At 67.9% G+C, this 25219-nt stretch carries 26 protein-coding genes and 1 tRNA gene; 11 read left to right on the top strand and 16 right to left on the bottom strand.

The genetic code is table 11. From position 1 onward, the window contains the following. The 4 genes from EV216_RS15795 to EV216_RS15780 form a co-directional block, all read right to left on the bottom strand. A complete protein-coding gene (locus tag EV216_RS15795; RefSeq protein ID WP_132696497.1) occupies positions 1–477 on the bottom strand; it encodes a cytochrome c-type biogenesis protein in 477 nt (158 codons plus the stop codon). A gap of 11 nt (positions 478–488) precedes the next feature. Next, positions 489–2465 carry a heme lyase CcmF/NrfE family subunit gene (locus tag EV216_RS15790; protein WP_132696496.1) on the bottom strand — a complete coding sequence of 659 codons (1977 nt, stop codon included), beginning with the start codon at positions 2463–2465 and terminating at the stop codon, positions 489–491. 101 nt (positions 2466–2566) lie between these two features. Continuing rightward, positions 2567–2803 carry an FmdB family zinc ribbon protein gene (locus tag EV216_RS15785; RefSeq protein WP_132696495.1) on the bottom strand — a complete coding sequence of 79 codons (237 nt, stop codon included), beginning with the start codon at positions 2801–2803 and terminating at the stop codon, positions 2567–2569. A 195-nt stretch (positions 2804–2998) separates the two neighbouring features. After that, the gene (locus EV216_RS15780) at positions 2999–3538 is read right to left on the bottom strand and encodes a hypothetical protein (RefSeq protein WP_132696494.1); all 540 of its coding nucleotides are present in this window, start codon (positions 3536–3538) and stop codon (positions 2999–3001) included. A 167-nt stretch (positions 3539–3705) separates the two neighbouring features. Between EV216_RS15780 and EV216_RS15775 the strand changes: the two genes are divergently transcribed. The 6 genes from EV216_RS15775 to EV216_RS15750 all read left to right on the top strand — a co-directional run bounded on the left by EV216_RS15775 (position 3706) and on the right by EV216_RS15750 (position 9874). Continuing rightward, positions 3706–4647, top strand: a complete 942-nt coding sequence (locus EV216_RS15775; RefSeq protein ID WP_132696493.1) for a glucokinase — start codon at positions 3706–3708, stop codon at positions 4645–4647. 77 nt (positions 4648–4724) lie between these two features. After that, positions 4725–5825: an S-methyl-5-thioribose-1-phosphate isomerase gene (gene mtnA / locus EV216_RS15770; protein ID WP_132696492.1), complete on the top strand. Its 1101-nt coding sequence runs from the start codon at positions 4725–4727 to the stop codon at positions 5823–5825. Positions 5826–5846: 21 nt separating this feature from the next. Beyond that, positions 5847–6089 (top strand): hypothetical protein, encoded by a 243-nt coding sequence (locus tag EV216_RS15765; RefSeq protein ID WP_132696491.1) that lies wholly within the window; start codon positions 5847–5849, stop codon positions 6087–6089. Positions 6090–6185: 96 nt separating this feature from the next. Further along, entirely contained in the window at positions 6186–6752 is a 567-nt protein-coding gene (locus EV216_RS15760; protein ID WP_132696490.1) for a L,D-transpeptidase, read from the top strand. Between the two features lie 72 nt (positions 6753–6824). Beyond that, positions 6825–9263 (top strand): Lon protease family protein, encoded by a 2439-nt coding sequence (locus EV216_RS15755; RefSeq protein WP_132696489.1) that lies wholly within the window; start codon positions 6825–6827, stop codon positions 9261–9263. Beyond that, the gene (locus EV216_RS15750) at positions 9260–9874 is read left to right on the top strand and encodes a hypothetical protein (RefSeq protein ID WP_132696488.1); all 615 of its coding nucleotides are present in this window, start codon (positions 9260–9262) and stop codon (positions 9872–9874) included. Before EV216_RS15755 ends, EV216_RS15750 begins: the two co-directional genes overlap by 4 nt. A 22-nt stretch (positions 9875–9896) precedes the next feature. Here EV216_RS15750 and EV216_RS15745 read toward each other — a convergent pair whose 3' ends face one another. After that, complete coding sequence (locus EV216_RS15745; protein ID WP_243642100.1) at positions 9897–10655, bottom strand: Crp/Fnr family transcriptional regulator; 759 nt, start codon at positions 10653–10655, stop codon at positions 9897–9899. 190 nt (positions 10656–10845) lie between these two features. On the opposite strand from EV216_RS15745, the gene EV216_RS15740 reads away from it, so the two are divergent. Continuing rightward, positions 10846–11706 carry a Crp/Fnr family transcriptional regulator gene (locus EV216_RS15740; protein ID WP_165899292.1) on the top strand — a complete coding sequence of 287 codons (861 nt, stop codon included), beginning with the start codon at positions 10846–10848 and terminating at the stop codon, positions 11704–11706. Positions 11707–11873: 167 nt separating this feature from the next. On the opposite strand, the gene EV216_RS18375 is transcribed toward EV216_RS15740, so the two are convergent. Both EV216_RS18375 and EV216_RS15730 read right to left on the bottom strand, forming a co-directional pair. Next, positions 11874–12302: a host attachment protein gene (locus EV216_RS18375; RefSeq protein ID WP_165899291.1), complete on the bottom strand. Its 429-nt coding sequence runs from the start codon at positions 12300–12302 to the stop codon at positions 11874–11876. A gap of 318 nt (positions 12303–12620) precedes the next feature. After that, complete coding sequence (locus EV216_RS15730) at positions 12621–14324, bottom strand: Na/Pi cotransporter family protein (protein ID WP_165899290.1); 1704 nt, start codon at positions 14322–14324, stop codon at positions 12621–12623. 445 nt (positions 14325–14769) lie between these two features. Here EV216_RS15730 and EV216_RS15725 point away from each other — a divergent pair, with 445 nt between their 5' ends. From EV216_RS15725 to EV216_RS15715, 3 genes are read left to right on the top strand one after another with little or no spacing between them, the layout of a single operon-like run. Further along, positions 14770–15777 carry an ABC transporter substrate-binding protein gene (locus tag EV216_RS15725; protein ID WP_132696484.1) on the top strand — a complete coding sequence of 336 codons (1008 nt, stop codon included), beginning with the start codon at positions 14770–14772 and terminating at the stop codon, positions 15775–15777. 58 nt (positions 15778–15835) lie between these two features. Further along, a complete protein-coding gene (locus tag EV216_RS15720; protein WP_132696483.1) occupies positions 15836–16624 on the top strand; it encodes an ABC transporter ATP-binding protein in 789 nt (262 codons plus the stop codon). Next, the gene (locus EV216_RS15715; protein ID WP_132696482.1) at positions 16624–17388 is read left to right on the top strand and encodes an ABC transporter permease; all 765 of its coding nucleotides are present in this window, start codon (positions 16624–16626) and stop codon (positions 17386–17388) included. Before EV216_RS15720 ends, EV216_RS15715 begins: the two co-directional genes overlap by 1 nt. Before the next feature lie 136 nt (positions 17389–17524). Here the strand turns inward: EV216_RS15715 and EV216_RS15710 are convergent, their stop codons facing one another. From EV216_RS15710 to EV216_RS15675, 8 genes are all read right to left on the bottom strand, one after another. Next, complete coding sequence (locus EV216_RS15710) at positions 17525–18790, bottom strand: glutamate-5-semialdehyde dehydrogenase (RefSeq protein WP_132696481.1); 1266 nt, start codon at positions 18788–18790, stop codon at positions 17525–17527. After that, positions 18787–19893, bottom strand: a complete 1107-nt coding sequence (gene proB, locus EV216_RS15705; protein ID WP_132696480.1) for a glutamate 5-kinase — start codon at positions 19891–19893, stop codon at positions 18787–18789. The genes EV216_RS15710 and proB overlap by 4 nt, the downstream gene beginning before the upstream one ends. Beyond that, positions 19881–20918 carry a GTPase ObgE gene (gene obgE / locus EV216_RS15700; RefSeq protein WP_132696479.1) on the bottom strand — a complete coding sequence of 346 codons (1038 nt, stop codon included), beginning with the start codon at positions 20916–20918 and terminating at the stop codon, positions 19881–19883. Before obgE ends, proB begins: the two co-directional genes overlap by 13 nt. Further along, positions 20905–21456 carry a GNAT family N-acetyltransferase gene (locus tag EV216_RS15695; RefSeq protein WP_132696478.1) on the bottom strand — a complete coding sequence of 184 codons (552 nt, stop codon included), beginning with the start codon at positions 21454–21456 and terminating at the stop codon, positions 20905–20907. Before EV216_RS15695 ends, obgE begins: the two co-directional genes overlap by 14 nt. A 3-nt stretch (positions 21457–21459) precedes the next feature. After that, complete coding sequence (locus EV216_RS15690; protein ID WP_132696477.1) at positions 21460–21999, bottom strand: GNAT family N-acetyltransferase; 540 nt, start codon at positions 21997–21999, stop codon at positions 21460–21462. Positions 22000–22198: 199 nt separating this feature from the next. Beyond that, positions 22199–22468 (bottom strand): 50S ribosomal protein L27, encoded by a 270-nt coding sequence (gene rpmA, locus EV216_RS15685; protein ID WP_132696476.1) that lies wholly within the window; start codon positions 22466–22468, stop codon positions 22199–22201. 18 nt (positions 22469–22486) lie between these two features. Continuing rightward, positions 22487–23083, bottom strand: coding sequence for a 50S ribosomal protein L21 (locus EV216_RS15680; RefSeq protein ID WP_132696475.1), 597 nt, complete (start codon positions 23081–23083; stop codon positions 22487–22489). Positions 23084–23273: 190 nt separating this feature from the next. Beyond that, complete coding sequence (locus tag EV216_RS15675) at positions 23274–24104, bottom strand: DUF2059 domain-containing protein (protein WP_132696474.1); 831 nt, start codon at positions 24102–24104, stop codon at positions 23274–23276. A 159-nt stretch (positions 24105–24263) separates the two neighbouring features. Between EV216_RS15675 and EV216_RS15670 the strand changes: the two genes are divergently transcribed. Continuing rightward, positions 24264–24353 (top strand) — tRNA-Ser (locus tag EV216_RS15670). Between the two features lie 215 nt (positions 24354–24568). On the opposite strand, the gene EV216_RS15665 is transcribed toward EV216_RS15670, so the two are convergent. Then, positions 24569–25219, bottom strand: a 651-nt coding sequence (locus EV216_RS15665) for an IS256 family transposase (RefSeq protein ID WP_132696473.1), incomplete at its 5' end; no start/stop codon positions are given.

Here is a 25219-nt window from a genome sequence, read left to right as displayed (position 1 = left end):
TCAGTCGCCCATGATTTCCTTGAGGCGGGCCTGTTCCTCGGCGCTGAGCCGCTCGCCCGGACCGGTGTCGCGACCGCGGCGGCCGCGGATGTAGAAGACCGCCACAAGGAGGCCCAGGCCGAGCATCGCGGGACCGGCAATGTAAAGCAGAAGGTTCGCGCCGGTCGCAGGCGGCTTGAGCAGGACAAACTCGCCATAACGGCCGACGACATAGTCCAGAACCTCGTCGTCGCTATCGCCCGAAACAAGCCGTTCGCGCACGATCCGGCGCAAGTCCTTGGCCAGTTCGGCGTTTGAATCGTCGATGCTCTCGTTGCGGCAGACAAGGCAGCGCAGGCCCTTCGACAATTCGCGCGCGCGCTCTTCGAGCGCGGGGTCCGCGAGAAGTTCGGACGGGTCGAGGGCCCGGACCGGACCGGTAGAAAGCATGGTCTGGGCGAATACCACCACCAGGATCACGCAAATCCGCTTGAGCATGGCCCTACCCTTCACTCGGCCGGAAGCGGCGCGGCACCGCCTTCCCGGCGTGCGCCTGCGGCAACCCGCACGCGCCGGTCGCTGAGGCTGAGAAGCCCGCCCAGAGCCATGATGATCGAGCCGCCCCAGATCCAGTTGGCGAAGGGCTTGATATAGCTGCGGATCGCCCAGCCGCCATTCACTTGCGGATCGCCGATCACCAGATAGACGTCGCGGAAGAAGCCGATATCCAGCGCCGCCTCGGTGGTCGGCATGCGGGCCACGGGATAGACCCGTTTTTCCGGCGTCAGCGTCGCGATGCGCGTCTCGCCGCGCCAGACGCCCATCGTTGCCATGGTCGAGATGTAGTTCGGCCCCTGCACATCCTCGACATTCTCGAAGCTGATGCCGTAGCCGCCCACCTCGAACCGGTCGCCGATCTGGGCGACACGGATATCCTCGATCTCCCAGGCCATGACGCCCGCGACCCCGATCATGGTGATGCCGACACCGGCATGGGCGACCGACTTGCCCCAATCGGCGCGTGGCAACCGCGCGATCCGGCGCAGCCTGTCCACGAGACCCGCGCGACCCGCCCGAAGCCACAGATCGACCGCCGCACCGCTGATGAGCCAGGTGCCGAGCGCCAGGCCCACGGGGCCAAGTGCGCTGCGCCCGGTCTGCATTGCCCAGGCAAGTGCGCCGATCGCGAGGGCCAGACCCATGGCGGGCAGCATCGCGCGCACCGCCCGACCGAGACGTCCGCGTTTCCACGGAAGCGTCGAGCCGATCGGCAGCAGCAGCGCGAGCGCGACCATGAAGGGCGTGAAGGCCATGTTGAAGAAGGGCGCGCCGACCGACAGCTTGCGGTCAAAGGCCATCTCGGCAAAGAGCGGCCATATCGTGCCCACGAAGACCACGAAGGCCGAGACCGCGAGCAGGATGTTGTTGAACACCAGAGCCGATTCCCGGCTGACGGTGCTGAAGACGCCCTTTGCCTCCATGGCGGTGGCCCGGGCGGCGTAAAGCGTCAGCGCGCCGCCCATGAACACGCCCAGGATCAGCAGCAGGAACATGCCCCGCTCGGGGTCCGAGGCAAAGGCGTGAACGGAGGTGATGATGCCCGAGCGCGTGATGAAGGCGCCGATCAGAGAGAAACCGAAGGCCACGATGGCCAGCAGGATCGTCCAGCTTTTCAGTGCCTCGCGCTTTTCCACCACTATGGCCGAGTGCAGCAGCGCGGCCGAGATCAGCCAGGGCATGAAGCTGGCGTTCTCCACCGGATCCCAGAACCAGAACCCACCCCAGCCCAGTTCGTAATAGGCCCACCAAGATCCAAGCGCGATGCCGATGGTCAGGAATACCCAGGCCGCCAGCGTCCAAGGGCGCACCCAGCGCCCCCAGGCGGCATCGACCCGCCCCTCGATCAGGGCCGCGACCGCGAAGGAGAAGCAGATCGAAAGCCCGACATAGCCCAGATAGAGGAAGGGCGGGTGGAAGGCGAGACCGGGATCCTGCAGAAGCGGGTTCAGGTCGCGCCCGTCGAAGGGGATCGACTGCATCCGGGTGAACGGGTTCGAGGTGAACAGCACGAAGGCAAAGAATGCCGCCGAAATCGCCGATTGCACCGCCAGCACCCGCGCGCGCAGACCGGGCGGCAGCCCGCCGCCGAACCAGGCGGCCATCGCACCGAACAGCGTCAGGATCAGCACCCACAGCAGCATCGATCCCTCGTGGTTGCCCCAGACGCCCGTCACCTTGTAGAGCATCGGCTTCAGCGTGTGCGAGTTGCTGACCACCAGGCTGACCGAGAAATCCGAGGTCACGAAGGCATAGGTCAGCGCGCCGAAGCTGAACGCGGTCAGCAGGAATTGCGCGGTGGCGGCGGGTTCGGCCATGGCCATCCATCCGCTCCAGCCCTTGTGGGCGCCGATCAGGGGGATGACGGCCTGCACCAGCGCGATGGCAAAGGCGAGCGTAAGGGCGAAGTGACCGAGTTCTATGACCATGAAGATGTTCTAGACGCCGAGGCGGCGCGCGCCAATCGCTTTTCGTCGGACCCACCAAGGCGTTGACGGGAACGTGAGCGCGGATTGTCCGGCCCCGCCCGTCAGCTGCGGCCGGGCCGCTCGGTCTTGGCGTAATTGCTGAAATGGCCTTCCTTCGCGGCCAGTCGGCGCGCGCCCGCGATCAGCGCGCCGGTCTTGCCGGGCTGGGCCACGCGCGACAGCGTCTGCCGCAGATCTCCGCTGCCGCAGCCCGGGCAGACCGGCGGCGGATCGGAGGGGCGCATCAGCAATTCGCAGTCGGTTCCACAGGCGTCGCAGCGATAGGCGAGCATGGGCATGACAGGACTCTCCTGATCGGGCACGGGGCAGCATCCCGTGCGGTGATGCGTGACAGTTCTTCCCGGGCGCCGGGCACCAGGGTCAAGCCGCTGCAAGCGCCGCGATGCCAGGCGACGAAGGTCTGCCCGCCGAAGCGGCGGCGCTGCCGGGCGGCGCCCAGGACAGAGGCGGTCTCTGCATGCAGGCCAGGGCCTTCAATACGCGGCGTCGGCACTCGCACTGCCGAACTCGCGCAGCAACACGTCGATGTTCTGCCGCATCGCCCCTTCACGGGCCACGCGCAGCCGGTCGACCCCCTGCACTGCCTGCGCGATGGTGGCGGTATAGCCCGAGGTCACGCGGCGTTCGAGGACCGGCCGACCGGTGACATCGCGCAGCAGGTAATGTACGGTCAGCACGACCTTGGTGGTCGAGGTTTCGCTGGGCGGTTGATCGACCTGAAGAACCGTTGCCTCGAGCGTCCGCACCCCGCCCGGCGCCATGATCCCCGCCTGGCGCAGCGCGTTTTCCAGCGCCGCACGGAAGGTGCCGTCCGAAAGCTCCGGCGCCCAGCCCGGCAACGCGCCGCCGCCCGGCTGCACCACCGCCCCGATCATGCCGCTATGGGCGCTGCCCATCGACACCGGCACGATACCCGAGGGCACCGGCCCCGATGGCGCCCTGTTCTGGACGCAGCCGCCAAGGGCTGTCGCCATCGCCAGCACCGCCACCGCGCGGCCCATCCGTCCGGTCATTTCCGCTCTCCTCTCAAGCCGCCCTGCCTGTCCTGCCCAGCTTGGCCGGGCGCGCGCCGATCCGCAAGGTGCCACCGCGCCGCGATCCGCGCTTGACGCAGCCCCCCCGCCCCGCCGAACCTGCGCAGCATGATGCAAGACCGCCCCCCGCCCCGCATCGAGGCCACATGACCCGGCTTGTCGTGGATATCGGCGGCACCAACACCCGCGCCGCGCTGGCCGAGGGGCCCCGCATCGTCGAGGACAGCGTCCGGCGCTACCGCAACGATGGCTTTGCGGGGCTGTCCGCAGTCCTGATGCGCTATCTGGCCGAGGCGGGCAGCCCCCAGATCGACGGCGCCTGCGCGGCGCTGGCCGGGCCGGTGCAGGCCGGGCGGGGGCGGCTGACCAATCTGGACTGGTTGATCGACGAGGCCGAGATCGCGCGTGTTACCGGCGCGGACCGGGTACGGCTGTTGAACGATCTTCAGGCACAGGGCCATGCGCTGGACCAGCTTGCGCCCGTGGCGCTGGTCCCGGTGCTGGATGGCCCGCGCGCGGTGGGCGGCGTGCGGCTGGTGATCGGGCTGGGCACCGGGGTCAATGTCACCGTCGTTCACCGCACCGGCACGGGCACGCTGGTCACCGCGAACGAGGCCGGCCATGTCAGCCTGCCCGTGGCCTGCGAGGAAGACCTGTCGCTGGCCCGCTTCGCCGCCGGCGAGGATGGCTTTGCCGCGGTCGAGGATGTGCTGGCCGGGCGCGGGCTGGCAACGCTTCATGACTGGGTGACAAGCCGGACAGGCCCGCCGCAGCGGATCGAGGGGTCCGAGATCATCGCCGCCGCGCCGGACGACCCGGCGGCCGAACAGACGCTGCGGACCTACACCAGGATGCTGGGCCGGGTTGCGGGCGACCTTGCCCTGCACCATCTGCCCTATGGCGGCATCTACCTGATCGGAGGCGTCGCCCGCGCGATGACCCCGCATCTGGCGCGGCTGGGTCTGGACGACAGTTTCCGCGCCAAGGGCCGGTTCTCGCGGCTGATGGAGAGTTTCGCGATCGCCACCATCACCGACGATTTCGCCGCGCTCAGGGGCTGCGCAGCGCATCTGGCCGAAACCGCGTGAGACGAGGAACCGCCTTTCGCTGCCCGCCGCAATCGGCCAAAAGACCGCAAACGCAAGGACAAGGGACCACAAGGGCCATGAAGATCGACGGAACCCATTACCGCTCCATCTGGCGCGAGGCCGACGGCACGGTCAAGATCATCGACCAGCGCTGGTTGCCGCATGAGCTTCGGATCGTAAGCTTATGCAGCCGCAAAGACTTTGCCGACGCGATCCGCGACATGTGGGTGCGCGGCGCGCCGCTGATCGGGGCGACGGCGGCCTATGGCGTGGCGGTGCAGATGGCCGAGGATCCCTCGGACGCTTCGCTGTCGGAAACCTACGAGGTGCTGCACGAGACGCGGCCCACCGCGATCAACCTGCGCTGGGCGCTGGATGAAATGACCCGGCTGTTGAAACCGTTGTCCCCTGCCGACCGCGCCGAGGCGGCGTTCCGGCGCGCGGCCGAAATCTGCGATGAGGATGTCGAGATCAACCGCCGGATCGGGGTGAACGGCCTCGCGCTGATCCGCGAGATCGCCGCGCGCAAGGGCGGCGGGCGCGTGAACGTGCTGACCCATTGCAACGCGGGGTGGCTGGCCACCGTCGACTGGGGCACCGCGACCTCGCCGATCTATCACGCGGTCGAGGAAGGAATCGACATCCATGTCTTCGTCGACGAGACCCGGCCACGCAACCAGGGCGCGCAACTGACGGCGTGGGAAATGCTGAACCACGGCGTCAGCCATGACCTGATCGTGGACAATGCCGGCGGGCATCTGATGCAGCATGGCGAGGTCGACCTGGTGATCGTCGGCACCGACCGCACCACCGCGCAGGGCGACGTGTGCAACAAGATCGGCACCTATCTCAAGGCACTGGCCGCGCATGACAATGGCGTGCCTTTCTATGTCGCCCTGCCCTCGCCCACCATCGACTGGACGGTGTGGGACGGGGTCACGGAGATCCCGATCGAGGAGCGCGCCCAGGCCGAGGTGACCCATGTGCAGGGCCGGATGCCCGACGGTGCCATCAGGCAGGTGCTGATCTCGCCCCAGGGCACACCCGCGCGCAACCCCGCCTTCGACGTGACACCCGCCCGCCTTGTCACCGGGCTTATCACCGAACGCGGCGTTTCCCCGGCCACGGCCGAGGGGCTGGCGGCGATGTTCCCCGAACATGCACGCGCGGCAGGCTGAGACCCGCCGCCCACACTCGGGATGAGCGGGAAAGAGGACCGGAGAGGACTGCGCGCCCGGATCGGCCAAGTGTCGCGCTGGGCGCGCGGTCGCCTGCCGCCGGGGGTGCGCAGCCTGGTGGGGATTCTGTTCCTGTTGGGCGGTCTCGTCGGCTTCCTGCCGGTGGTCGGCTTCTGGATGATTCCGCTGGGCCTTGCGCTGATCTGGTTCGACATCGCGGCGCTGATGCGCAGATTGCGCCACCGGCGCGGCGACGACCGGTAAGGCTCGCAACCGCGTGAACGGACGCAGTTCGCCCTTGTGTTGCCCGAATCTTGCGTTAACCTATTCTAAGGCCTTGGCAAGTAAGGTATTTCCAAGATGAACCGCAGATCTTTCCTGCTGAACACAGCGGCGGCCGGGCTGATTGGCAGCCCCGCGCTGGCCCAGGCGACGAGGCCTGCCACCGAAGACCCGGACCCGCTGGCGCCCCGGATCGTGCGCATCCGCAATGTGGAACCGGGCGAAGTTCATGTCGTTCCAAGGGATTTCGCGCTGTACTGGACCCTGCCCGAGGGCAAGGCGATCCGCTATCCGGTGTCGATCGGGCGTGACGGGCTTTACGATTCCGGCGTGTTCCGCATCGACGTCAAGAAGGAATGGCCCTCCTGGCGGCCGACTGACGAGATGATCGCGCGCCAGCCGCATCTCTACAAGAAATACGAGGACGGGATGCCCGGCGGGCCGGACAATCCGCTGGGGGCGCGCGCGCTATACCTGTTCACCTTTGGCGGCGCGGACAGCATGCTGCGCATCCATGGCACCAATGATCTGGCCAGCATCGGCCAACGCGCCTCGAATGGCTGCGTTCGGATGGTCAATGCCCATGTGATCCACCTTTACGAACAGGTGCCGCTGGGCAGCCGCGCGGTGCTGCACGCGGTCTGAGCCGCGGCCGGGCTTGCGCCCTGCCCCGAAACCGTGTTCGCTTGGCATCGGCAACCCGAGCGGGGCAGAGCCATGGACCAGATCGCGACCGGCCAGCCGCTATCTGCCCGCCATCTTGCGGGCGAGGAGGATTTCGCGCTCGGCTTCGCGACCACGGCCGAGTTGGACCCGCTGAGCGACTGGCCCGGGCAGGATCGCGCGCTCGAGGCGCTGCGGCTGGCGGCCGGCACCGATCACGGCGACTTCAACCTCTATGTCCTTGGCACGCCCGGCACCGGACGGCACAGCGCCACCCGTCAGGTTCTGGCCGAGGCCGCCGCCCGGCGCCCGCCACCCCCCGACCGGGTCTATGTCAACCGCTTCGACGATCCGCGCCGGCCCATCGCCATCGAATTGCCGCCGGGCCGCGCGGTCGAGTTGCGCGACGCGCTGCGCAAGGTGGTCAACGATCTGGCCGACGACATCCCCGCGATCTTTGAGTCCGAGGATTACCAGACCCGCCGCCGCGCCATCGAGGACAGCTATTCCGAGCGGCACGAACAGGCGATGGGCGTGCTGGCGGATGCGGCGCGGGCGCGTGGCGTGGCGATCGTGCGCACGCCCATGGGCTTTGGCGTGGCGCCGCGCAAGGGCGACGAGATCCTGCCCCCCGACGAATACGAGAAACTGCCGCAGGCCGAACGCGAGAGGATCGGCGCGGCCATCGACGCGGTGCGCGCCCAGCTTGAGGATGTGCTGAAGGACGTGCCGCGCGGGCTCAAGGCGCAGCGCGCCGAGGTCGAGGAACTGAACATCGCCATGGCGCGCGAAGGTGTCGATGCGGCACTGGCCGACGCCCTTGGCCGCTTTGCCGATCACCCTTCCGTCACCCGACATCTTCAGGCGCTGCGCGAGGACCTGATCGACAATGCCGAACTGTTCCTGATCCGTGAAGACGGCGCGCAGGCGGGCGCCTTCCCGGTCGCGACCTCGCGCCATCACCTCAAGCCGCAATTCCGCCGCTACGCGGTCAATGTGATCGTCGGGCAGGACCCCGATCAGGCCAGCGGCGCGCCGGTGATCGAGGAAAGCCTGCCGACACTGGCCAACCTGATCGGGCGGATCGAATACGCCTCGGACCAGGGGACGCTGGTGACGAATTTCACCATGATCCGGCCCGGCGCGCTGCATCGTGCGAATGGCGGGTTCCTGATCCTAGACGCGATGCAGGTGCTGACCGAGCCGCTGGCCTGGGACGCGCTCAAGCGCAGCCTCAAATCGGGCGAGGTGGCGATCTATTCCGCGGGGGAACGCTTCAGCCTGATCTCGACCGAGACGCTGGACCCCGACCCGATGCCGCTGAAACTGCGGGTGGTGCTGGTGGGCGACCGGCGTCTTTACTACCTGCTGGCCGAGTTCGATCCCGATTTCGGGCGGCTGTTCAAGCTTGAGGCCGATTTCGACGACCGGATGGAGCGCAGCGCCGACAGCGCGCTGCTGCTGGCCCGGCTCATCGGCACCATGGCGCGCGACGACGGGCTGCGGCCGGTTGCGGCGGATGGCGTGGCGCGGCTGCTGGCCGAAAGCCTGCGGCTGGCCGATGACGGGGAACGCTTCGGGCTGAACCTTGCCGCGCTGGGCGACATCCTGCGCGAGGCAGATCACATTGCCCGCGCGTCAGGTGCGGACGCGATCGGGCGCGACGATGTCGAGGCGGCGATTGCCGCGGCGGACCGGCGCGCCGGACGGCTGCGCGAACGCAGCCAGGAGGCGATTTCCCGCGGCCTGTTGCTGATCGACACCGACGGCGCGCGGGTGGGTCAGGTCAACGCGCTGTCGGTGCTGGAAATCGGCAAGACCCGCTTCGGTCGGCCCGGCCGGGTCAGCGCGCGGGTCCGGATGGGCGCGGGCAAGCTGGTCGATATCGAGCGCGAGGCCGAACTGGGCGGGCCGATCCATTCCAAGGGCGTGATGATCCTGTCGGGCTATCTGGCGGGCAGTTACGCCCCCGATCTGCCCTTCTCGCTCTGGGCGAGCCTGGTCTTCGAGCAAAGCTATGGCGGGGTCGAGGGCGACAGCGCCTCGGCGGCCGAGCTGTTCGCGCTGCTCTCGGCGCTGGCCGATCTGCCCATCGACCAGTCGCTTGCGGTGACCGGCTCGGTCAACCAGTTCGGCGAGGTGCAGGCCATCGGCGGAGTTAACGAGAAGGTCGAAGGCTTCTTCGATACCTGCGCCGCGCGCGGGCTGACCGGGCGGCAGGGCGTGCTGATCCCGGTCTCGAACGTACCCCATCTGGTGCTGCGCCCGCGGGTGCGCGATGCGATGGACGCGGGCCGGTTCCGGGTGATCCCGATCGCGACCGTCGACGAGGGCATCGCGCTGCTGACCGGCCGGCCGACGGGGGTTCGGGGGGGCAACGGCGCCTTCCCGCCCGACAGCGTGAACGGCAGGGTCGAGGCGCGGCTGATCGGTTATGCCGAGGCACGGCAGCGGTTCGGCCAGAAACCCAGTCCGTCGGAGACGGACGGATGAGCGCACCTGTCAGCACCGTCCGGGTGATCCTGTCGGCCACCTGCCTGGCCGAGGCCGAGGCGGCGCTGCCGCTGGCCACGGGGCTGGCGGCCGAGGCGGGGGCGGCGCTGGCGGGCGTGCTGATCGAGGATGCCGACAATATCGCACTGGCACTGGCAGGGGCGGCGCGCTTCGTCGATCCGGCGGGGCGCATGCTGGCCGGACTTGACCCCGCGCGGATGGGCGCGGCCTATGCCCGCGATGCCGCCCGCTTCGAACGGCTGCTGGCCAGGGCTGCGACGGCTGCCGCACTGAGCTGGAGCTTTCGCCACACGCAGGGGCGGCTGGCCGAGGCGCTGGCAGGCATTGCCGCGCCCGGCGATCTTCTGGTGCTGCCCGCTGGCCCCATGCGTGCGCCGCTGCGCGAGATCGTACTGGCGGCAGGCGCGGATGCCGCGCTTGCGCCGCTGGCCGAGGCGGCCGCTGCCCGTCTCAGCCGCCCGTTGCGTCGGCTGGCCGCGCCGGATCTGGCGCAGCTTGGCGCGGGCAGCGTTCTGTTCTCGCAGTTCGAGGCCCAGCGGCTAGCCGCGCTTCTGGCCGGGACGCGCTGCATCCATGTCTTGCGCAGTTGACGCCGCCCCCGGCACGCGCCCGTCAGCCCGCGCGCTCCGCCCCCAGATGATCGGCCCCCGACACCCGCACCAGCCCCGGCAGGTCTGCGATCTCGATCTCGTAGGCGTCGCGCAGGCGCACAAGTCCCTGCCCCTCCAGCTCGTGCAGCGCGCGGCTGACCGATTCCGGCGTCGTCCCCAGATAATGCGCAAGATCCACGCGGCGGATCGGGATCCGCACCGTGACCGGCGCGCCCGGAACCCGGTGCCGCCCACCGCGCAGCATCCGCCGCAACAGGATCAGCAGGAACGAGGCCAGACGCTCGACGATCTTGTGCCCGCCCATCAGCAGGATCCATTCCCGCGCCGAATCAAGCTCGTCCAGCACGTTGACGAGGAAGCGCCGCTCGATCTCGGGGCTGGAGACCAGAATCCGCTCGAACGCATCGCGCGGGAACGCCAGCACGCGCGCATCGGTCAGCGCGACGATGTCATAGGCGGCGGGACCATCGAACAGCCGACCATACATGTCGGTCGGCACCAGCAGCCCGATGATGTGGACCCGTCCATCTGGCAATTGCTTTTGCATGCCCAGGGCCCCGTGGATCAGATAGCCTATCTCGTCCGGCCGCCCGCCTTCGGTCACCACCACGCCGCCGCGCGGGATGTCGCGCAGCCGGGCAATGCCTTGGAGACCGTGAAGCTGCGCATCGGGCATATCCGCCAGCACCTCTGCCAGCAGCCCGCCGATATCGCCCCCCTGCGGACCCGGCAGAGCGCCGTACAGGTCACGATTCGCCATGCGTCCTCCCCATCGTCACCCGTTTCCTCAGGGGGAAGGGCGAAATCGTCATAAACGCGCCGTCTGGTAGTGGACCCTATCCGTCAGGCATTGACCACCGTCAATGTTATCTTGGCGACAATCGGGCACGGTCCGTCCGAAGGGGCAGGTTCGGCGCATCCCGGGACCGCGCCCCAACGGGAGGCAGGCGATGCGCAGTTTCGGACAGACAACCCGTGGGGCACCAGCGGGCGCGGCCTATCTGGCAGAGTCGGTTTTTTGCACCGAGATCGGCGAACCGGCCTGTCGGCGGCTGGCCGGGGCCGCGCATGTCGAGACCGTTCCCGCCGACAAGGTGCTCTGGCACGACGACGCGCCGCCATCTGCCGTGGGCATCGTGGTCTCCGGCTATTTGCGATTCCAGCGTCACAGCCGCGAGGGGCGGCGGCAGATCCTGAACCTGACCGTTCCGGGTGACCTTTTCGGCCAGGAGAGCGAAGGCCGCAACGGTTATACGCTTGAAAGTGCCACCGAGGCGACGCTGTGCCGGTTCGACCGGCGCGTTTTCGACCGTCTGGTGACCGAGGATGGCATGCTGCGCCGCGCGCTTTACCGTTTCAACGCGGGCCGTCTGGAAAGGCTGCGCTGGCTGACATGGACCATCGGCGCCATGCGCCCGGACGAACGGATCGCGGCGTTCCTGCTGAGCGCGCGCAGCTACATGCCCTACCGCGCCCTGCCCGATGGCACCGGGCTGATCTCGCTTGCCGTCGCGCGGCGCGACATCGCCGATCTTCTGGCCACCTCGGTCGAGACGATCTGCCGGGTCTTCAAGGCGCTCGAACGCGATGGCCTGATCCGCCTGCTGGATCCGGCCCATATCCTGTTTCTCGACATCGACGCATTGGCCGAACGTGCCGGCCTGACCGATGGCGAAGATCCTTGCGCGCCAGGGCCTGTCGGACCGAAACCCGGTCTCGCGCACGGGCCGATGACACTCATCAATGCATCATGTGCGGGTGAGCCATTAGTCTCGGTTCTGCCAGCATGGAGGGGTGGACGACCGGATTGACCGCCGCAAAGGCTATCTGGGGGTGGGCCTGATCCGGGGGGGATCGTCATTGCCCGGGGCGCGCGCGGGCGTTGACACGCGCAGCGCCGGGGCGCTGCCCTCCATGCTGTGCATCTACGAAAGAATGCCATGAGTGCACCACGCCGGACCGCCCGGCGCGGCGGATCTCAGGCTTTCAGGGTGGCCAACTCGGCCCGCAGAACGTCCTGCAACTCGGTTTCCGAGAGATGGATCGCGCATCCGCTCCGTTCCGCAGCAATCACCTTCGCCAGTCGCGAGGGCATCTCCGCGCGCAGTTGCGCCAGGATGGCCGGGGGCGCGAAGATCGCGAGCCGGTCGAAATCTCCGGCAACCCGGTGCGTTTCCAGTATCTGCACCACCTGACGCACGAAGTCGCGCTGGTCCAGGGCCAGAGGATCGCTGCTACCTTCAGGGACAGGCGGTGGGATCGGGGCGGCGGCCCCCGCATCGACGGGCGGATGCTGCATCGCCTCGATCAGGTGACGGTGCCTGGCCCGCATGACCAGTTCCGTGGCCAACCCGCCCGCGCCGGGCACGGAAAGCCCGCGCAGAATGCGCGCGCGCGTCGCCGTCATCGCAAGACCCCAGACCCGGACGCTTCCCATGGCAAGCCCCCCTTGCGGACAGATCGCCCTGTCTGCCACGCGGCCGATGCCCTGTAATTGACCGCCGTCAAGCACCGCACAGGCGTCAGGGGATGCTGGGCGGAATACGCTTGATGCCGGACATCTCGCCCAAGGGACCAGATATCCCTCTCGGGGGAGGCATCGCGGCGTCGCACGGCCCGGAAGGTGTGTTTCCCATCTCCCGTTCCGATCACTCAAGGTCGCAGCACGGGGGACCCGAATGCACCGTCCCCGCCCGGCCCAATTCCGCGCGACCGGGCGCGGCATTCACTCCGCGGCGCGGTTTTCCGCTGGGCCGTTGGCGTCACCGGCATCGGGCACGGAAAGCTCCACGAAGATTCCAAGCTCCGTCCGCGCGATCCGGCGCAGGATGCGAAAGATGTCGTCGAAGGTCTGGGTCAGTTCGATCTCTCTTGTATAGGTGTGCAACCGACGCGGCGCATCGGCCCTCAACCGCACGACCTCGTGCGCGGCGGCCTCCTCCATCAGCGCCGAGAACCCCGTTTTCATCTCGCGCACCGTTTTCGCTGGCCCGGCATCCTGCGCCTCCAGCGCGGCGACGACCCCGTCGAAGGCGCGCAGAACCTCGCGATGCAGCCGCCCGAGCATCGCCGCGGTTTGCGGGCTTATCACCACGTTCTCCTCGTGGCGCTTGCGTGCCGAGGTCACAAGCCCCGTGGCCACCAGATCGCCGATATGTTCAAGGTCATTGGCGATGCGCATCAGCGCCAGCAGCCGTTTGGACTGTTCCTCGGGCAGTCGGCCCAGCCCCGCCTCCCTCAGATAGCCGACGATCTCGCGGTGCAGCAGGTCCACGGGGCGGTCCATCACCTTCAGCCGGTCGATCTCGAACAGGCTGCCCGAGACGACCGTGGGCATTGCAGCGTCCAACTGGCTCCGGACAAGCTCGGACAGATGCCCCACCTCGAGCCGCGCGGCATCCAGGGCGAAGGCGGGCACCTGAAGGAGTTGCCGGTCCAGATGGCGCGGTGCGTGCAGCGGCTCGACCCGCTCGGGGCGGTCCGGCAGCAGCCAGAGCACCAGACGGCTGAGTTGCCCGGTAAAGCCGAGAAACAGGAACGCATTGGCCACATTGAAGATCGTGTGGGCATTGGCCAGATGGCGCGGCGTCGAGGCGCCCTCGGGGGCGAAGAGTTGCGCGAGAACCGCAAGCTGGTCGATGAACCCGATCCACAGCACGACCCCTGCGACATTGAAGATCACATGCACGATCGCCGCCCGGACCGCCTCGCGCGGCTGTCCGATCGAGGCCAGAAGTGCGGTCATGCAGGTGCCGACATTGGCACCCAGCGCGATCGCGATGGCGGTTTCCAGCCCGATCAGCCCCTGCCCCGTCAGGACGATCGCCAGCCCGGCCGTCAACGCCGAGGCCTGCAACACCGCGGTCAGCACCGCGCCCGCCAGCGCCGCCAGCAGCAGGTTGTCGAGCGTCGCCAGCAGATCGAGAAAGGCCGGAACGTCGCGCAGCGGGGCCATCGCCGTCTTCATCGTCGCCATGCCGAAGAAGATCATCCCCATCCCCAGCACGATCCGCCCGATCTCGGCATGACGGCTGCGCCGCGCCAGCAGCGAGCCGAAAAAGCCCAGCGACAGCATCGGCAAGGCCAGCGCATCGACATCGAAGGCCAGAACCTGCGCGGTCAGCGTCGTGCCGATATTGGCGCCCAGGATCACCGCGACGCTCTGCGCCGAGGTCATCAGCCCGGCCGAGATGAATCCCACCAGCAGCACCGTCGTTACCGACGAGGACTGGATCAGCGCCGTCACCACCGCCCCCGCGGTCAGCCCGGCAAAGCGGTTGCCGGTCATCCGCGCCAGGATCGTCTTCATCGACTCGCCCGCGACCTGCTTCAGCGCGCGGGTCATGATCTCCATCCCGAAGAGGAACAGCGCAAGCCCACCCACCATCGTCGCCGCGATGGTGCCGACCTGATCGAGGCCGGGGCTCACGCGGCACGCCCCCGCCCGCCGCAGCCATTGGCCACGCAGCGGTTGGGGGTCATGTTGCCATGTCGCGGCATGGGGGCTCCGGCCAGAGGACGCTGAACGGGCACCGTCAAGGGGCCGCTTCGCCTGCATCGCTGGCGCGCGAGTTCACAACACCTGCGAGGCCTTGGCAACGGCAAACCGGACCGCGCCGGGGTGCCAGGGTCGCGCGGATGGCCGGGGGCGGATGATTCCCCGCCGGGCGGGGGCTGTCCGACCGAAGTGCGTCACCGACACGCCCCCGGCACCCGCATTCCAATAGCCACGCGCATGGTTTTTCAGCATCATCCCACCGAAACGCCTGTTTTCCGAACCGGATTTCTGCTCTTGTCCCAATTCCGGGCCACGTCGATTAAACTTTGCGCACGCCGCGGCCACGGTCGCCGGACAACACCAAGTGGAGAGACTCATGTTCCGACATGCCTTTGCCAGCTTCGCCGCCGCGGCGCTGGTCGCCACGGCAAGCCAGGCCGAAACCTCGCTGTCCTTTGCCCTCGACTGGAAATTCGAAGGCCCTGCGGCACCCTATTTCGTGGCCGTGGACAAGGGCCTCTTTGCCGAGGAAGGACTGACGGTCGAGATCAGCGAGGGCGCGGGCTCGCTCGATGCAATCCCGAAAGTAGCGACCGGCGCCTTCCCGGTGGGCTTCGCCGATATCAACAGCCTGATGAAATTCCTCGACCAGAACCCCGGCGCCCCCGTGATCGCGGTGATGATGGTCTATGACAAGCCGCCCTTCGCCATGGTCGGGCGCAAGTCGCTGGGCATCGAGGCGCCGGGCGATATCGCAGGCAAGGTGCTGGGCGCCCCGCCCCCCGATGGCGCCTGGGCGCAATTCCCGATCTTCGCCGCCGAGAACGGCATCGACATGGCGACGGTCACGGTCGAACCCGTTGGCTTCCCGGTGCGCGAGCCGATGCTGGCCGAGGGCAAGGTGGCCGCGGTCACCGGCTTTTCATTTTCCTCGACGCTGAACCTCAAGCGGCTCGGCGTTCCGGCCGAGGACATCTCGGTGATCCTGATGGCCGATCATGGCGTGGCGCTTTACGGCAACGCGATCATCGCCAACAGCGATTTTGCCCAGGCCAATCCCGAGGTGATCACCGGCTTCCTGCGCGCCGTGGCCAGGGGCTGGAAGGACACCGTGGCCGACCCCGAGGCCGCCATCGACAGCCTGATCCGGCGCAACCCCGCCGCCGACAAGGCGCTGGAGACCGAGCGGCTTCAGATGGCGCTGGCCGACAACGTGATGACCGACTGGGTCATGGCCAACGGCATGGGCAATATCGACCCCGAGCGCATGGCGCTGGCCATCGAGCAGACGAAATCGGTCTACGAGTTCACCAACGCCCCCGACATGGCGCTGTATTTCGACGCCTCCTTCCTGCCCGCTGACGGCAGCCTGTCGATGGAGTGACAGGGATTCCGCCCCCGGGCCCGCCTTGCGCAGGCCCGGGGGCGATCTCTCATCCGGCATGGACAATCTCATCGACATCAAGGGCGTCACCCACGCCTATCGCACGAAGTCCGGCCCGCTGCCGGTGCTGGACGATCTGAACATCTCGGTTCCCGAGGGCGAATTCGCCGCCGTCGTCGGCCCCTCGGGCTGCGGCAAGTCCACCCTGACGCGGCTGATCGCGGGGCTGATGAAACCCGACCGGGGCGAGGTCTGGCTGCATGGCGAACGCGTCACCGGCCCGCGAAAGACGGTGGGCATGGCGTTCCAGAACCCGGTGCTGCTGGAATGGCGCACGATCCTGCAGAACGTGATCCTCCCGCTCGAGATCGTCGCGCCGGGGATGCCGCGCCGGGACCGAGAGGCGCGCGCGCTGCACCTGCTCGAGATGGTCGGGCTCAAGGGTTTCGAGCACAAGCGCCCGAGCGAGCTGTCGGGCGGCATGCGCCAGCGCGCCAGCCTCTGCCGCGCCATCGTGCACAAGCCCGACGTGCTGATCATGGACGAACCTTTCGGCGCGCTCGACGCCTTCACCCGCGAGGATCTGTGGCAGACCATGCGCGATCTGCGCGCGGCAGAACCCTTCACCTGCGTTCTCATCACCCATGACCTGCGCGAAAGCGTCTTCCTGGGCGATCAGGTCTTCGTCCTGTCGGGTCGGCCCGCCCGCACCCAGGCCGTGCTGGATGTGACCCTGTCCGCAGACCGCACGCTCGACATCCTGTTCGAGCCCGCAGCCCAGGACATGCTGCATTACCTGCGCGACCAGATCCGCATCGCGCAGGGCCGTGACGGAGAAACCCACTGATGGACATGTTGCGCAAGATCGCCGTGCCGATCGCCGCCGTGCTGATCTTCCTTTGCCTGTGGGAGGCGCTGGTCTGGGTCAACCAATGGCCGAACTACAAGATGGCCTCGCCCTCGGATCTGCCGCCCGCCTTCTGGAAATTCCGTCACCTGTTCCTGGAAATGGGCTGGCAGACACTCTGGCGCACGGTGCTGGGGCTTGGCATCGCGGTATTGGTGGGCACGGGTATCGGCGTGCTCATGGGCTTTTCCCGGATCGCCCGCGACGCGCTCTATCCGCTTCTGGTGGGCTTCAACGCCATCCCCAAGGCGACGCTGGTGCCGGTGATCGCGCTGCTGTTCGTCGGCCAGCATGATTTCAACACCGTGCTCATGGCCTTCCTGATCAGCTTCTTCCCCATCGCCGTCTCGGTCGGAATCGGGCTCTCGACGCTGGAGCCGGAATATCGCGACATCCTGCGCAGCCTCGGCGCCTCGCGCATGACGATCTTCTGGAAGATCGCGCTGCCCAAGACGCTGCCGGAGTTCTTCGGCGCTCTCAAGGTCTCGGTGACGCTGGCCTTCATCGGCACCAATCTCGTGGAAATCGTCTCGCCGCATGGCCGCGGCCTCGGCGCGCTCTTCAAGTCGGGCGAGACCAATGGCGACTATCCGCTGATGTTCGCCGTCCTGATCGCGCTCGCCGCGCTCGGCATCCTGCTCTACTACGCGGTGCTGGTGCTCGAACGCATCTTCGCGGGCTGGGCGGAACGCCCCTCGGGCTGAGATCCGGGCCGTCTTCTGGCGACAAATATCCCCGCCGGAGGCCGCGGCCGCAAGGCCGCGCCACGCCCAACCCCGGACAAGCAAGGCGCATGCGCCTTGCGCCGGACGGGGGCGGGAGCGCCCCTTGCCTGCCCTTTCAGCCGCGGATGCTTCCCGCGCCCTCGACCAGATACTTGAAGCTCGTCAACTGCTCGGCCCCCACCGGGCCGCGCGCATGCAGCTTGCCGGTCGCGATGCCGATCTCGGCACCCATGCCGAACTCGCCGCCATCGGCGAACTGGGTGGACGCGTTGCGCATCAGGATCGCGCTGTCCAGCCGCTCGAAGAACCGCGCCGCTGCCGCATCATCCTCGGTCAGGATCGCGTCGGTGTGGCCCGAGCCATGGGCCCGCACATGCGCGATGGCCGCGTCGATATCCTCGACCACGCGCGCCGCGATATCCATGTCGAGATATTCGCGCCCCCAATCCTCGGCGGTGGCCGGGATCGTGCCGGGCAGCCGCGCCAGCGCCTCGTCCGCATGCACCCGCACGCCCGCGGCGACCAGCGCCGCGACCAGATCGGCGCCCAGCCCATCGGCCAGATCGCGATGGACCAGCAGGCATTCCGCCGCCCCGCAGATGCCCGTCCGCCGGGTCTTGGCGTTCAGCACCACGCGCAGCGCCTTTTCGGGGTCGGCCGCGCGGTCGACATAGATGTGCACGATCCCTTCGAGATGGGCAAAGACCGGCACGCGGGCCTCGCGCTGGACAAGGCCGACCAGCCCCTTGCCGCCGCGCGGCACGATCACGTCGATCACCCCGGTCATCGCCAGCATCGCGGAAACGGCCGCCCGGTCCCGCGTCGGCACGCGCTGGATCGCGTCCTCGGGCAGGCCGACCGCGCGCAGGCCGTCCACCAGACAGGCATGCAGCGCGCCCGAGGAGTGGAAACTCTCGGAGCCGCCGCGCAGGATCACCGCGTTGCCGGCCTTCAGGCACAGCGCCCCCGCATCCGCCGTAACGTTCGGGCGGCTTTCATAGATCACGCCGATCACGCCCAGCGGCGTGCGCACCCGGCGGATATGCAGGCCGCTCGGCATGTCCCATTCCGCCATCACCTGCCCGACCGGATCGGGCTGGGCCGCGACCGCGCGCAGCCCCGCGACGATGCCCGCGATCCGGGCCTCATCAAGCTTCAGCCGGTCCAGCATCGCCGGGCTCAGGCCCTTGTCGCGGCCGAACGCCATGTCCTTTTCGTTGGCGGCAAGGATCTCGGCCTCGTGCGCCGCGACGGCGTCAGCCGCAGCCTCCAGCGCGCGTCGCTTGGCGGCCGGATCGGCAAAGGCAAGCTCTGCGGCCGCGGCCTTCGCCCGCGCGCCCAGTTCGGCCATCATCGCGGGAATGTCGGTCTCGTCCTTCATGTCGCCATGTCGTCCCTGTGGATCAGCGCCGCGCGGCCGGGATAGCCCAGAATGGCCTCGATGTCACCCGAACGGCAGCCGCGGATCAGCCGCGCCTCGGCCGAGGTGTAGCGGGTCAGGCCGGTGCCCAGCCCCTGCCCCTCGGGCCCCAGGATCGTCACCGGATCGCCGCGCCCGAAATCGCCGGTGACCGCCGCCACCCCCGCGGGCAGCAGCGACTTGCCGGTGCCAAGCGCCACGACCGCACCCGCGTCGACGGTGATCGTGCCCCGCGGTTTCATCGCCGCGATCCAGCGTTTGCGCGCGGCCTGCGGGTCGCCCTTGGGCCGGAACCAGGTGCAGGGCGCGCCGTCCTCCAGTGCCTTCAGGGGCCGCAGCACCGCGCCCTGGGTGATCGCCAGCGCGCAACCCGCGCCGGTGGCGGTCTTGGCGGCCATCAGCTTGGTCTTCATGCCGCCCTTGGACAGGCCCGAAGCCGCATCGCCCGCCATTGCCTCGATCTCGGGGGTGATCTCCTCGATCAGGTCAAAGCGGTGCGCACCGGGATCCTGCACCGGGTTCGCGGTGTAGAACCCGTCCACATCCGACAACAGCACCGCCACATCGGCCCCCACCGTCACCGCCACCTGCGCGGCCAGCCGGTCGTTGTCGCCATAGCGGATCTCGTCGGTCGCGATCGTGTCGTTCTCGTTCACGATGGGCACGACGCCATAGCCCAGCAGCGTTTCCAGAGTCGCGCGCGAGTTCAGATAGCGGCGGCGGTCCGCGCTGTCCTCCAGCGTCACCAGCACCTGGCCCGTGGTGATGCCGTGCGGCGCCAGCACTTCCTCATAGGCGCGCGCCAGCCGGATCTGGCCGACCGCGGCGGCGGCCTGCGACTGTTCCAGCGCCAGCGTGCCCAGCCCCAGCCCCAGCACACCGCGGCCCAGCGCGATGGATCCGGACGAGACCAGGATCACATCCGCGCCGCGTGCCTTGAGCATCGCCACATCCTCGGCCAGCGCGCGCAGCCAGTCCGCGCGCAGCGCGCCGCTGTCGCGATCGACCAGAAGCGCCGAGCCGATCTTGACGACGATCCGCTTCGCACCGCTCAGGGACGCCATGTCTCGTCCTCGTCCCCGCCCGCATGATGGCGCAACCGGTCCTCGTCGATCTCGGCCCGGAGCGCGCGCAGAACCTCGGCGATGCCCTCGCGCGAGACGCCCGACATCGCCAGCACCGGCCGGTCGATCTCGGCCTCCAGCGCGGCAATCTTTTCGGCGCGCTCGTCCTCGTCCAGCGCGTCGATCTTGTTCAGCGCGGTGACCCGCGGCTTGTCGGCCAGATGCCCGCCATAGGCCTCAAGCTCGTTGATGATCGTGCGGTAATCGGCCACCACATCCTCGGACGTGCCGTCGATCAGGTGCAAAAGCACGGCGCAGCGTTCGACATGGCCCAGAAAGCGGTCGCCGATGCCGCGGCCTTCATGCGCGCCCTCGATCAGGCCGGGAATGTCGGCGATCACGAATTCCACCCCGTCGATGCCGACCACCCCCAGATTGGGATGCAGCGTCGTGAAGGGATAATCGGCGATCTTGGGCCGGGCGTTCGAGGTGGCGGCCAGAAAGGTCGACTTGCCCGCGTTCGGCATGCCCAGCAGCCCCGCATCCGCGATCAGCTTGAGCCGCAGCCAGATCGTCCGCTCCACCCCCTCCTGGCCCGGATTGGCGTGGCGCGGCGCCTGGTTGGTCGCGGTCTTGAAATGCAGGTTTCCCCAGCCGCCATTGCCGCCCCTGGCCAGCAGCACGCGCTGGCCCAGTTCGGTCATATCGGCGATCAGGGTTTCCTCGTCCTCATCCAGGATCTCGGTGCCCACGGGCACGCGCAGCACGATGTCGTCGCCCGAAACGCCGGTCTTCTGCCGCCCCATGCCGGGGCGGCCGTTGTCGGCAAAGAAATGCTGCTGGTAGCGAAAATCGATCAGCGTGTTCAGCCCGTCGACCGCCTCGACCCAGACATCGCCGCCGCGGCCGCCATCGCCGCCATCGGGGCCGCCATATTCGACGAATTTCTCGCGTCGGAAACTGGCGCAGCCATTCCCGCCGCTGCCCGACCGGATATGGACCCTGGCGAGGTCAAGAAATTTCATGGACGGCCTCGAAGCTGGTGCGGAACAGGCGATAGTGGATATTCGGCGCAGGCTCAAGCCGCGCCAGCGACTGCCCCATCCCGGTGCCGATCTGCCTGAAGCCCAGCTTTTGCAGCACCCGGGCCGAGGCGGGGTTGTCGGCGAAATGATCGGCCGTGACCACGTCAAGTCCCGGCAGGCGGACGAAAGAGGCGGCGAGGAACGCGCGCAGCGCCTCGGTGGCAAAGCCCCTGCCCCATTGCGTGGGGTCGAGGAAATAGAACAGCCCCGCAGGCGCCCCCCAAAGCCCGCAGGCACCGATCAACTGACCATCACCGCGTCGTGCGACCCCGACACGAAAACCGACCTCTCCGCGAAAGCGCCCCTTGGCGATCCACAACGCGCGTTCGGAGTCCGACCAGGGCACCGGGATCGTGCCCATCATCGGCGCCACGCGCGGGTCGGTCGCGATACGACCCAGCGTCGGCCCGTCGGTTGCCGCCAACGGCCGGATCACAAGGCGCGGCGTCTCGACGATGAACGCGGACGCCGCCCCCATCGCCTAGTCGAGTTTCTTCAGATAGGTCCAGGTGGCCACCTTGGCCCCGCGCGCGACCGAGAATGCCTCGGCATCGCCGATATACTCGAACCCCGCATTGGTCAGCACCCGCGCCGAGCCGGGATTGTCCTGGAACACCTCGGCGAAGATCGTCTTGCAGCCCTGCGGATTGGCCGCAATCAGGGCATGAACCGCCTCGGAGGCGAGGCCGGTATTCCAGAAGGCGGGCGCCACCCAATAGCCGATCTGCGACTGGTCGCGCTCCATCCGGTCGAGGCCGATCACCCCCAGCACCTCGGACAGCCCCTGTGCGGCCCCATCCATGACCCAGACATCCTCGCTGTGATCGCGATTCTGGGCACGCTGGATGAACGCCTCGGTCGTGCCGGGCGGCAGGGGATGGGGGATCGAACGGGTAAAGCGCGCCACGCGCTCATCGCCCGTGTAAAGCCCCAGAAGTCCGGCATCGGACCGGCGCACCGGCCGCAGAACGAAGCGTGTCGCCTCGATGACGGGTTGGCTGGAAACGACGTCCAGTTTCATGCTTCTCCTCCTCGCGCCCCTCTCGGGTCAGATGGCAACGGTGCAGCCCGTCCGCAAGTCGGGTCCGGGCGGTCGGCGGGTTCCTGCGCCTCGTCCCCGACCCGCGCCTCCCCATGCATCGTGCCGGTTACGAATAACGAAGCGGGGGACCGGTTCGCAACCGATCCCCCGCTTTTGTCGATTCTCGCGTGGTGTCGGTTTACTCCGCGGCCTCGGCTACCGGCAGAACGGAAATGAAGGTGCGGCCCTTCAGGCCCTTGTGGAAGGTCACGGCGCCTTCGCAGACCGCAAAAATCGTGTGATCGCGGCCCATGCCGACACCCTCGCCCGGCCAGAACTTCGTTCCGCGCTGGCGCACGATGATGTTGCCGGGGATGGCCGACTGGCCACCGTAGATCTTGACGCCGAGGCGTCGACCGGCCGAGTCGCGGCCGTTACGCGAGGAGCCGCCTGCTTTCTTGTGTGCCATGTCGTCCTCTCCTCTCGCTTAGCCCTGGACCAGGGTCTTGGCTTGCTCGACCCAGCCCTCTTTCTCGATCTTTCCCTTGGTGCCAAGGCGCTCTTCCATGGCGGCCACCTGCTCGGGCGTCCAGGCAGCGATCTCGGCATAGCGGGTGATGCCCGCCTCGTGGAATTTCTTTTCCATCGCCGGGCCGACGCCCGACAGCTTCTTCAGATCGTCGCCACCGGCCGCGGCCGGTTTCGCGGCCACGACGCCCGACGCGGCAGAGGCAACGCTGCCCGCGCCGATCGCGGCCTTGACGCCGGTCCCTTCGCCGCCCGCGGCGAGGATCTCGGTCACCCGAACCAGCGTCAACTGCTGGCGGTGGCCCTTGGTGCGCTTGGAACTGTGCTTGCGGCGGCGCTTTACGAAGTGGATGACCTTGTCACCCTTGATCTGGTCGATCACCTGGGCCTGCACCGCGGCACCGGCCACATTGGGCGTGCCGATCGTGTCGCCGACCATGAGGATCTCGTTGAACTGAACCGTGTCGCCGGCATCGGCGGCGAGCTTCTCGACGCGCAGCACATCGCCCGACTGGACCTTGTACTGCTTGCCACCGGTCTTGAGGACCGCGAACATGGGCCTTTTCCTTCTTTTCTGCCGCGTCCTGTGGCCCCGCCCGGCGGGCGGCGTTCGGCATCTGCGCCTCGGACAGCGCGCCCCGTGCGGGACGTTGTCAACATTGACGGCCCCGAAGCTGTGCAGCGGGGCCGGAGCCGTGCGTATCCGCGATTCATGCCGCCAAGTCAAGGGCCGCGGCACGCCCGGATCAGAGATCCTGACCGGCGATGAATCCGGCAGCGGCCAGACCCAGTTCGCGCGAGATCCGGGTGAAGCTGGTGTCGAAGGCCTTGAACAGCGCGGCGTTCAGGGCAGCGCCCTCCCGGGTTTCCGATATCGCGACATAGGCCTTCAGCGCGGCATCGGGCAGCGGCGCATAGGCCATCGCCAGATAGGAATAGATCCAGTCCCGGGTCTCGTCGCGGATTTCCTGCTCCTGGCCCCAGACATCGGCCAGCATCTGCTCCTCGGTCAGGTCGAAATCGAAGGCGCGCCCGTCGGCAAGCCCGGAATAAAAGGCATAATTCGCGTTCAGCGCCCCGGCCACATTCGCCTCGACCAGATTGTTCGCCTCGACAAAGCGCCCGATCAACTCAAGCCGAGGGTCGTCATCGGCCTGCATCTCCTCCAGGCGCTCGCGGCTGGCCGCCTTGACCGCCTCGTCCAGCAATGCACGGCGCGCCGACAATTCCAGCGAGACGATCCGAGCCCCCTCATCCGAGGTGAAGAAGTCCAAAAGCAGATCCAGATCGGCCCCCGCAAGCGTCGCGGAGAGGCTGTCCCGCAATTCGCCCGACATGCGCCCGCCGTCATAGATCTGCATCACCGCCGCCTTCCAGCGCGCGCCCCCCCTGCCCGGAAACATCTCGTCGGCAAGCTCATCGGCATGGCCCAGCCCCTCCTCGCGCATGATCGCAACGAGGTCGTCGAGCGCGAGCGCCTCAAGCAGGGTGTCGAGTCCCCCGGAAGCTCCGGCCCGAAGCGGCACCGGAAAGGCAAGCAGAAAGACAAGGATGGGCAAAACAAGCAGGCGTCGCATCGGGGCATCCGGGGTGGCTGACTGCCCTAGAGGTAATCCCGATCCGCGCGGAATCCAACTGCCCGCGCATCACGTCCTTGAACCGGCAAGGGTCCAGAAAAACGGTTGCAACGCCCGGCGCTTCGCACTAGATCACCGGTCCACGAGGCCACAGGTTGCGGAGAGGTGCCGGAGTGGTCGAACGGGGCGGTCTCGAAAACCGTTGAGCCTTCACGGGTTCCCAGGGTTCGAATCCCTGTCTCTCCGCCACTTAACCACATAAAGTATTGTTTTTATTGTGATTTTTGGGCCTGACGGCGCACCGCCCCACGTCAAACCCATCATCCCGAAAATGCACCATCGCGCGCGGGTCAGCCCCGCTGGTGCTTCCATAGCTGCCATGTGCAGGCTTTGGAGCAGGTAACCGCGTCGGCCGGTCACGTCCGTCAAGCTGGTGTAATTTCCCGGATGGCCTGAGGGCATGATCAGGCGGCTTTCGTTGTGATGCTGAGAATGGGGTCGACCTCCTCCTTGTCGATCTGGGCGAAGGCCTCGACCATCATGTAGCGGCTCGAGGTCTGCCACTCGTCGTTCTGCTCGAACAGCACGGCGCCGATCAGGCGCATGATCGAGGCCTCGTTCGGGAAGATCCCGACGACATCGGCTCGGCGCTTCACCTCCTTGTTCAGGCGTTCGATCGGGTTCGTAGAATGCAGCTTGGTGCGGTGCTGGCGGGGGAACGACATGTAGGCCAGGACGTCGTGCTCGCTGGCATCCATGAGATCGGCCAGCTTGGGCCAGCGTGGGCGGAGCTGCTCGGCGACCTTGCGCCAGGTCTCGCCGGCATGGGCGCGGTCGGGCTGGTCGAAGGCCTGGCGGATCGCGGCGGCGACGACGGTGTGCTGGCCTCGGGAGACATGGGCCAGCGCATTGCGCATCCAGTGAACGCGGCACCTCTGCCAGGTCGCCTCGAACACGCGGGCGATGGCGGCCTTGAGGCCGGTGTGGGCGTCGCTGATCACCAGCCTGGCCCCGCCGAGTCCCCTGGCGCGCAGGGATCGCAGGAACTCGGTCCAGAACGTCTCCGCTTCCGAAGGCCCTATGCCCAAGCCGATGATCTCCCGGCGCCCCTCGGT

The sequence above is a fragment of the Rhodovulum steppense genome, assembly GCF_004339675.1.
Taxonomy (GTDB): domain Bacteria; phylum Pseudomonadota; class Alphaproteobacteria; order Rhodobacterales; family Rhodobacteraceae; genus Rhodovulum; species Rhodovulum steppense.
The sequence above is the reverse complement of the archived record's forward strand: the minus strand, read 5'-3'. Positions and strand labels throughout refer to the sequence as shown.

What these genes read in the sequence shown, in the direction of transcription:
- EV216_RS15750 (WP_132696488.1), top strand. Translation starts at nt 9,260, where the DNA reads ATGAGCGCACCTGTCAGCACCGTCCGGGTGATCCTGTCGGCCACCTGC.
- EV216_RS15780 (WP_132696494.1), bottom strand. Translation starts at nt 3,538, where the DNA reads ATGACCGGACGGATGGGCCGCGCGGTGGCGGTGCTGGCGATGGCGACA.
- EV216_RS15755 (WP_132696489.1), top strand. Translation starts at nt 6,825, where the DNA reads ATGGACCAGATCGCGACCGGCCAGCCGCTATCTGCCCGCCATCTTGCG.
- EV216_RS15740 (WP_165899292.1), top strand. Translation starts at nt 10,846, where the DNA reads ATGCGCAGTTTCGGACAGACAACCCGTGGGGCACCAGCGGGCGCGGCC.
- EV216_RS15715 (WP_132696482.1), top strand. Translation starts at nt 16,624, where the DNA reads ATGGACATGTTGCGCAAGATCGCCGTGCCGATCGCCGCCGTGCTGATC.
- mtnA (WP_132696492.1), top strand. Translation starts at nt 4,725, where the DNA reads ATGAAGATCGACGGAACCCATTACCGCTCCATCTGGCGCGAGGCCGAC.
- EV216_RS15775 (WP_132696493.1), top strand. Translation starts at nt 3,706, where the DNA reads ATGACCCGGCTTGTCGTGGATATCGGCGGCACCAACACCCGCGCCGCG.
- EV216_RS18375 (WP_165899291.1), bottom strand. Translation starts at nt 12,302, where the DNA reads ATGACGGCGACGCGCGCGCGCATTCTGCGCGGGCTTTCCGTGCCCGGC.
- EV216_RS15695 (WP_132696478.1), bottom strand. Translation starts at nt 21,456, where the DNA reads ATGGGGGCGGCGTCCGCGTTCATCGTCGAGACGCCGCGCCTTGTGATC.
- EV216_RS15760 (WP_132696490.1), top strand. Translation starts at nt 6,186, where the DNA reads ATGAACCGCAGATCTTTCCTGCTGAACACAGCGGCGGCCGGGCTGATT.
- rpmA (WP_132696476.1), bottom strand. Translation starts at nt 22,468, where the DNA reads ATGGCACACAAGAAAGCAGGCGGCTCCTCGCGTAACGGCCGCGACTCG.
- EV216_RS15785 (WP_132696495.1), bottom strand. Translation starts at nt 2,803, where the DNA reads ATGCCCATGCTCGCCTATCGCTGCGACGCCTGTGGAACCGACTGCGAA.
- EV216_RS15795 (WP_132696497.1), bottom strand. Translation starts at nt 477, where the DNA reads ATGCTCAAGCGGATTTGCGTGATCCTGGTGGTGGTATTCGCCCAGACC.
- EV216_RS15765 (WP_132696491.1), top strand. Translation starts at nt 5,847, where the DNA reads ATGAGCGGGAAAGAGGACCGGAGAGGACTGCGCGCCCGGATCGGCCAA.
- EV216_RS15720 (WP_132696483.1), top strand. Translation starts at nt 15,836, where the DNA reads ATGGACAATCTCATCGACATCAAGGGCGTCACCCACGCCTATCGCACG.
- EV216_RS15690 (WP_132696477.1), bottom strand. Translation starts at nt 21,999, where the DNA reads ATGAAACTGGACGTCGTTTCCAGCCAACCCGTCATCGAGGCGACACGC.
- proB (WP_132696480.1), bottom strand. Translation starts at nt 19,893, where the DNA reads ATGGCGTCCCTGAGCGGTGCGAAGCGGATCGTCGTCAAGATCGGCTCG.
- EV216_RS15790 (WP_132696496.1), bottom strand. Translation starts at nt 2,465, where the DNA reads ATGGTCATAGAACTCGGTCACTTCGCCCTTACGCTCGCCTTTGCCATC.
- obgE (WP_132696479.1), bottom strand. Translation starts at nt 20,918, where the DNA reads ATGAAATTTCTTGACCTCGCCAGGGTCCATATCCGGTCGGGCAGCGGC.
- EV216_RS15675 (WP_132696474.1), bottom strand. Translation starts at nt 24,104, where the DNA reads ATGCGACGCCTGCTTGTTTTGCCCATCCTTGTCTTTCTGCTTGCCTTT.
- EV216_RS15710 (WP_132696481.1), bottom strand. Translation starts at nt 18,790, where the DNA reads ATGAAGGACGAGACCGACATTCCCGCGATGATGGCCGAACTGGGCGCG.
- EV216_RS15725 (WP_132696484.1), top strand. Translation starts at nt 14,770, where the DNA reads ATGTTCCGACATGCCTTTGCCAGCTTCGCCGCCGCGGCGCTGGTCGCC.
- EV216_RS15745 (WP_243642100.1), bottom strand. Translation starts at nt 10,655, where the DNA reads ATGGCGAATCGTGACCTGTACGGCGCTCTGCCGGGTCCGCAGGGGGGC.
- EV216_RS15680 (WP_132696475.1), bottom strand. Translation starts at nt 23,083, where the DNA reads ATGTTCGCGGTCCTCAAGACCGGTGGCAAGCAGTACAAGGTCCAGTCG.